Annotated in this window: 6 protein-coding genes; 5 read left to right on the top strand and 1 reads right to left on the bottom strand. The window is 55.2% G+C overall.

The genetic code is table 11. The annotated features are described in order from the left end of the window. Nucleotides 1-63 precede the first annotated feature (63 nt). The 3 genes from ACNQ0W_RS09010 (at nt 64) to bioD (ending at nt 3,138) form a co-directional block, all read left to right on the top strand. Entirely contained in the window at nt 64-969 is a 906-nt protein-coding gene (locus ACNQ0W_RS09010) for a LysR family transcriptional regulator (RefSeq protein ID WP_062932617.1), read from the top strand. Nucleotides 970-1,090: 121 nt separating this feature from the next. After that, on the top strand, nt 1,091-2,311 hold the full coding sequence (gene mlc, locus ACNQ0W_RS09005) for a sugar metabolism global transcriptional regulator Mlc (protein ID WP_003857451.1): 1,221 nt from the start codon (nt 1,091-1,093) through the stop codon (nt 2,309-2,311). A 131-nt stretch (nt 2,312-2,442) separates the two neighbouring features. Continuing rightward, the gene (bioD, locus tag ACNQ0W_RS09000; RefSeq protein WP_062932618.1) at nt 2,443-3,138 is read left to right on the top strand and encodes a dethiobiotin synthase; all 696 of its coding nucleotides are present in this window, start codon (nt 2,443-2,445) and stop codon (nt 3,136-3,138) included. Here the strand turns inward: bioD and clcB are convergent. Further along, entirely contained in the window at nt 3,073-4,383 is a 1,311-nt protein-coding gene (clcB, locus tag ACNQ0W_RS08995) for a voltage-gated ClC-type chloride channel ClcB (protein WP_062932619.1), read from the bottom strand. The genes bioD and clcB overlap by 66 nt on opposite strands. Before the next feature lie 231 nt (nt 4,384-4,614). Here clcB and ACNQ0W_RS08990 point away from each other — a divergent pair, with 231 nt between their 5' ends. Then, on the top strand, nt 4,615-6,279 hold the full coding sequence (locus ACNQ0W_RS08990) for an S-type pyocin domain-containing protein (protein ID WP_074135685.1): 1,665 nt from the start codon (nt 4,615-4,617) through the stop codon (nt 6,277-6,279). Continuing rightward, nucleotides 6,276-6,743 (top strand): DUF6392 family protein, encoded by a 468-nt coding sequence (locus ACNQ0W_RS08985; RefSeq protein WP_062932621.1) that lies wholly within the window; start codon nt 6,276-6,278, stop codon nt 6,741-6,743. Before ACNQ0W_RS08990 ends, ACNQ0W_RS08985 begins: the two co-directional genes overlap by 4 nt. Nucleotides 6,744-6,756: the final 13 nt, after the last annotated feature.

The following is a 6,756-nucleotide window of genomic DNA, read 5'->3' as shown; positions in this document are numbered from 1 at the left end:
GGGTAGGAAAATGTAAAATATTCTGTCTAATATATTAATAATCTCAAATGATACTTTATAAATATGAATATCGAGCTGCGCCACCTACGCTATTTTGTCGCCGTCGCCGAAGAGCTACATTTTGGTCGTGCGGCGGCAAGGCTGAATATCTCTCAGCCACCGCTAAGCCAGCAGATCCAGATCCTGGAGCAGCAGGTCGGGGCGCGTCTGCTGGCGCGAACCAACCGCAGCGTGAGCCTGACGGCGGCGGGAAAACAGTTTCTCGCCGATAGCCGACAGATCCTGAGTATGGTGGAGGACGCCGCCGCCAGAGCGGAACGGCTTTATCTTGGGGAGACGGGGGAGCTGCGCATCGGGTTTACCTCATCGGCCCCCTTTATCAGCGCTGTTTCGGAAACTTTATCCTCGTTTCGCCGTAATTTTCCGGATGTGCATATTCAGACGCGCGAAATAAATACCCGGGAGCAGATAGCGCCGCTTAACGAAGGATCGCTCGACCTGGGGCTGATGCGTAACACGCAGTTGCCTGATACCCTGGCGTGGCAGGTGATCCTGCGCGAACCGCTGATGGCGATGATCCCCCGTGATCATCCGCTCGCCGCGCAGCACAGCGTCTCGCTGGCTGAACTGGCGAAAGAGCCGTTTGTCTTTTTTGACCCACAGGTGGGTACCGGGTTGTATGACGATATTCTTGGTCTGATGCGGCGATATGGACTTGTCCCGACTATCGCGCAGGAGGTGGGGGAAGCCATGACGATCATTGGTCTCGTTGCCGCAGGGCTTGGCGTATCGATTCTCCCGGCCTCATTTAAACGGGTACAACTGGCGGAAATGCGCTGGGTGAAGATAGCCGAGCAGGATGCAGTCTCAGAGATGTGGCTGGTGTGGTCTAAACATCATGAACAGAGCCATGCGGCACAGCGTTTCAAAGAACAATTAATTACCGCTTCTCACGGGCGTTATTTATAGGGAAATGTGGGCGAAAATGTGCAGTAAATCACATGGCTAAGTAAAAATTTGACGTCAGCCATTGAAGTGCTTCACCATAGCCCTCAGTTTATTTCGAAGCTCGAAAATAAGGGAGTACGAGGTGGTTGCTGATAGTCAGCCAGGGCATATCGATCAGATCAAGCAGACCAACGCGGGCGCCGTTTATCGCCTGATTGATCAGCTTGGTCCGGTTTCGCGTATCGATCTTTCGCGCCTGGCACAACTGGCACCCGCCAGTATTACCAAGATTGTCCGCGAAATGCTGGAAGCCCATCTGGTTCAGGAGACAGAAATTCAGGAGCCGGGCAGCCGTGGCCGTCCGGCGGTAGGGCTGGTGGTGGAAACGGAAGCCTGGCACTACCTGTCGCTGCGGATTAGCCGCGGGGAAATCTTCCTCGCGCTGCGCGACCTCAGCAGCAAGCTGGTGGTGGAGGACCGGCTGGAACTCCCGCTTAATGCAGAGCAACCACTTCTCGATGCCATTCTGACCCACATCGACCAGTTCTTTATTCGTCACCAGCAGCGTCTTGAACGTTTAACGGCGATTGCGATCACCCTGCCGGGAATTATTGATACCGAAAATGGCATTGTGCACCGCATGCCGTTTTATGAAAACGTCAAAGAGATGCCGCTGGGCGACGTGCTGGAAAACCACACCGGTGTGCCGGTCTACATTCAGCATGATATCAGCGCCTGGACGATGGCGGAGGCGTTATTTGGCGCTTCCCGGGGCGCGCGCGACGTGATTCAGGTGGTGATTGATCATAACGTTGGCGCAGGTGTGATCACCGACGGGCGTCTGTTGCATGCTGGCAGCAGTAGCCTGGTGGAGATCGGCCATACGCAGGTCGATCCGTATGGGAAACGCTGCTACTGCGGTAACCATGGCTGTCTGGAGACGATTGCCAGCGTCGAAAGCGTGCTGGAGCTGGCGCAGGTGCGGCTCAGCCAGTCGATGAGCTCCACGCTGCACGGTCAGCCGTTGAGCGTTGAGGCACTGTGCGCTGCGGCAAGGCAGGGCGATCTGTTGGCGAAGGATATCATTACCGGCGTGGGCAATAATGTCGGGCGCATTCTGGCCATTATGGTGAACCTGTTTAACCCGCAAAAAATACTGATCGGCTCCCCGCTCAGCCAGGCGGCGGATATCCTCTTTCCGGCGATTTCCGCCTGCATCAATCAGCAGGCGCTTCCCGCGTACAGTAAAAACATCGTGGTCGAAAGTACGCAATTTTCCAACCAGGGCACGATGGCTGGCGCCGCGCTGGTAAAAGATGCGATGTACAACGGCTCGTTACTGATTCGTTTGCTTCAGGGCTAACTCTTTTCCAGAGATGTACGAAAAATTGCGCTATCTCAAGCCGGGTAGCGCACGCTTCCCGTAGACTTTCCCCACTGAATTATTTACCTGGTTTATATTTTTTGAAGCATACCCAAGAGGTGGAATGAGTCATGCTTAAGCGTTTCTTTATTACTGGTACGGATACGTCTGTCGGGAAGACAGTCGTATCCCGCGCGTTACTCCAGGCCCTGGCGGCAAGCGGTAAACGCGTTGCAGGATACAAGCCGGTTGCAAAAGGCAGTAAAGAGACGCCAGAAGGGCTGCGCAATAAGGATGCCCTGGTTCTGCAAAGCGTCTCGTCTCTGGAACTGCCTTATGATGCCGTCAATCCTATCGCCTTAAGCGAAGAGGAAAGCAGCGTCGCCCACAGTGGGCTGATCAACTACAGCCTGCTTTCTGATGGCCTGGCAAATCTGAGTGAAAAGGTTGACCACGTGGTCGTTGAAGGGACCGGCGGATGGCGCAGCCTGATGAACGATTTACGTCCCCTTTCCGAATGGGTGGTGCAGGAGCAGTTGCCGGTGATTATGGTCGTGGGCATTCAGGAAGGGTGCATCAACCATGCCTTGCTGACGGCGCAGGCTATCGCTAATGACGGCCTGCCGCTGATTGGTTGGGTGGCGAACCGTATTAACCCGGGCCTTGCGCACTACGCTGAAATCATCGACGTGCTGAGCAAAAAGCTGCCTGGCCCGCTGGTAGGCGAACTGCCTTATCTGCCCCGCGCCGAGCAGCGCGAATTAACGCACTATATCGATCTCTCGGCTTTCGGCGGTATGCTGGCCGTAGATCGAGTCGTGGCGTAGCGTTCTCGATAATACCGACGCCACAACACAGGCAACCAGCAAACCGGGTAGTAAAAAATACTGCCCGGTCATCTCACAGACCATCAAGGCCGACATGATTGGCGCATGCGTTGTGGCGGCGAGCAGCGTCGCCATACCCGCCAGCCCAAGCAGGATCGCCGTCTCAGAGCCAGGAAACCACAGCGCAAAGATCTGCGCAAACAGCATTCCCGTTGCTATACCGACGAACAAGGTTGGCGTGAACACGCCTCCCGGCGCGCCGGACCCGCTGCTTGCCAGCACCGCCAGCAGCTTGCAAATAAAGACGCCAGCAATCACCGACAGCAGCGGCGGCGACTGCAAAAACGCCTGAACCACGCTGTAGCCATTCCCCCATACCTTCGGCGTCAGCAGCGACAGCAGCCCGACGATCAGACCACCCAGCGCCAGCTGCCACGGCGGTGAAAGTTTGAGACGCAGAAACAGCCTGTGGCTGGCCGCCATCAGCCACATCAGCAGCGGGCCGCAAACGCCAGCCAGCAGACCCACGCCAACGATCAGGAAATAATCCACCGCCGTAAGCATCTCGCTGAGATGGACATCATATAGCGTATTCGCGCCGGGACTTAACAGGCGCGTGGTCAGCAGGGCCACTACAGCGGCAATCACCACCGGGCCGAGGGAGGCCAGCATCAGCGTGCCAAACAGGATCTCTGCGATAAACAGGCTGCCCGCCAGCGGCGCATGATAGGCGCTGGCCATCCCGGCGGCGGCACCGCAGGCGATCCACAGTTTCCATTCGGATTTCGGCGTACAACGTTGTGCAAAAAAGGAGGCGGCGAGGGCGGCGAGCAGGATCATGGCGCCTTCACGGCCGATGGCGCTGCCGCTGGCGACCACCAGCAACGACGCGAGGGATTTCACCAGGCTGGCGCCGTAATCAAAGTGGCCGTCACCGGTCTCAAGCGCTTCCATATAATCGGTGGGGGCGTGGGGACGTTGTGCCGTCATGCGCTGCCATCCCCACAGTAGCATTCCCGCGGCCAGACCACCCAGCGCAGGCGTCAGCGCCCGCCGCCAGGGCGATAACGCGGCTGCGGCGTTCACCAGACTTCCGCTTTCGTTGCTGAGAAATAGCCACTCCAGCAGATACATGCTGTGGCGGAACACCGCAACGGCCAGCGCCGCCAGCACGCCGATGATGGAAGCGATCAGGAGTCGGCGCAACATCACGCGGATGTCGGGGTAAGCATTAAGACGTTGCATGGGTCGCAATTAAATGAGGACAAAACAATATTGTGATGGGAAAACGTGAGGTTAGCAAAAGGTATGCGTGCGGATTCGGAAGGGAATAAACAGAAGTGCTGTTAGCTTAATAAATGCAGGTTAATCTCAAGGATGCTTCAATGTTTAACATATTGAAAATAAACATTTTTACTCTGAAGGCGGCGGTGATAAAATTGGATCTATTTTTCCAGGGATAGAGAATGTGTACCAATGGGATACCGTACCGATAATTATGGACGGGGGCAGGCGCTCGAAAATGACAGGACAACCACCGGCGCCAGATGTATTGCTTCCATCACGGACAGCACTGAATTTGGCCGCAGGATACTCCGGGTAGGTGATAAAACCACTCCCTGCCCCAGATGCGGGAAACAGGGCGTCATTGTATCAGGTGAGCCGCGCGTAAGTTTTCACGGCGTACCTGTAGCCGTTCATGGGTCCGAAGTACATTGTGGTTGTCCGCCTGGTTCGAACCGGGTGATAGCCCCGGCAGGTCAGTGGCTGGGACGTGGACGAGACCCGGTTGACGTTGCCAGGGAAGAACACGCCGCCAGGCTGGCAGCAGAAAAGCAGGCCGAAGAAAAACGCAGGGAGGAGGAAAGGGAGCGCAACCGGGTATTCGCAAAATCCTGCCTGCGTGGTGAGGGTTGCAATGATGCCGGTGACCAGCGCGAGCCCCACACTAATTTTGCCGATATGGCATTTTATCACGCCATGCCCGCCAGCGATTCAGACGTCCCGCAGTACGCACAGACCGCTAAAAAGAAAAAGCCTGAAAATATCCCCAAACCGAAGAAGCGCAGCGCTCTCTGGCGCTGGTGGAACGGTAACCATGAGGAGATGGATTACCAGGCCGCCGTTGCTGCCGCGTCTGCTGCTGCACGGGCGCAGGCGGCCACGGCAGGCGCAAGCCTACTGGAGCTGATAAGCGGCAGGGCGCTGACCTACGGCACCTGGGCGGTGCGTGGCGCTGTTGCCGGACCCGGTGCACCTGTGGCAGGTCTGCTGGTGGGGATGATGCCCGGCAGGCTGAATGACGGCGAACAGGACTTTATCGACCGTATGCGCCTGGAGCAGATGCGTGAAGCCCCGAGCCGTATTCGCTATACGTGGGAGAACGACAGCAGGGGGAACCCGGTGCCGCATGGCTGGCACACACCACCTGGCCGGGACAGTGTGCGCGTCAGAAAAATGGAGTATGACAGCAGACAGCAGGCGTACATCTTCACCACCGAGGCAGAACCGCGCATAACCATCGTCTGGACGCCTGATCGAACGGACGAGAAAAAGCCGTGGAATACCGGCAACCAGGCGCGGCCGGTGCTGCCGAACCCGGTGATTGTGGACCCGCTACCCAATAACACCGGCATAACGGCGACCACCAGCCCGGCACTGGAGGAAAAGAGTTTCGCGGATTACATTCTGATCCTGCCGTTCCCTGACCTGCCGCCGATTTATATCTACCTGAGCAAACCGCCGGTGGAGTTTCTGGAGGTCGAATTATACAGTGACTTTAAACGCCGTTCGCGGCAGGGGATTTATGAGGCAGATCATATGCCGTCAAGAGCTGCTGTTGATGCATATCTGAGAGCTAATTATCCGTTGTTAGACGATGACGAAATACTTTCGCTGACTGATAAAGTTTCTGCCATCGTGATCCCGAAAGAGATGCATCAAAAAATAAGCGAGACATATGGTGGACGTAATACGCCTAAACAAATTGAGCTTGACTCGAGGAACCTCAGGGCAGCAGTTGACCGCAATCTGGATGCCATAAAACCGGCATTGAAAGAGCATGGAGCAACCGAAATCCAGATCGAAGAAGCAAGGGTAAAAATTCATAAAATAAACAGTGAAACGGGGTTGTACAAATGACGGTAAACGTTGAAGCGCTGATAAATAGTCTGGGTAAATCTTATCAATATATGCTTGATAAGGATTTAATTCCGTATAAGTCTCCACCAAAGGGAGCTTCTGGAACGCCAACCATTAATCTCGAAATGGCCCAGGAAGGAATTTTTCTTTCTTTCTGGCGGGAGGGACGGATATTGAAATCTGTCACACTCAGAATTCAGCACGAACCTGCGTCCAGTTGGACATTCCCTAATGAACTACCAGCACCTTTGCAGGTGTCTATGTCACGCAAATGGGTTAATGAAAATCTTGGTGAGCCTCTACGAAGTGCGCCTCCTTACACTGTAATGAATAAGGATTATGGCTGGACAGACCTTTATGAAGTAAAGGATTACGATATTCCTACCAGTATGCAAATTAACTATGACGTAGCGGATAGCGTGAGGTCTGTAACCTTCATGCCAACGTCAGAGCTTCGCTGGTAGGAGAATTCAATAA

Source organism: Enterobacter cloacae complex sp. 6730903, assembly GCF_048283985.1.
Taxonomy (GTDB): Bacteria; Pseudomonadota; Gammaproteobacteria; order Enterobacterales; family Enterobacteriaceae; genus Enterobacter; species Enterobacter hormaechei_C.
The sequence above is the reverse complement of the archived record's forward strand: the minus strand, read 5'-3'. Positions and strand labels throughout refer to the sequence as shown.

Coding starts and splice junctions, on each gene's coding strand:
- ACNQ0W_RS08985 (WP_062932621.1), top strand. CDS start 6,276: ATGACGGTAAACGTTGAAGCGCTGATAAATAGTCTGGGTAAATCTTAT.
- bioD (WP_062932618.1), top strand. CDS start 2,443: ATGCTTAAGCGTTTCTTTATTACTGGTACGGATACGTCTGTCGGGAAG.
- ACNQ0W_RS08990 (WP_074135685.1), top strand. CDS start 4,615: ATGGGATACCGTACCGATAATTATGGACGGGGGCAGGCGCTCGAAAAT.
- ACNQ0W_RS09010 (WP_062932617.1), top strand. CDS start 64: ATGAATATCGAGCTGCGCCACCTACGCTATTTTGTCGCCGTCGCCGAA.
- clcB (WP_062932619.1), bottom strand. CDS start 4,383: ATGCAACGTCTTAATGCTTACCCCGACATCCGCGTGATGTTGCGCCGA.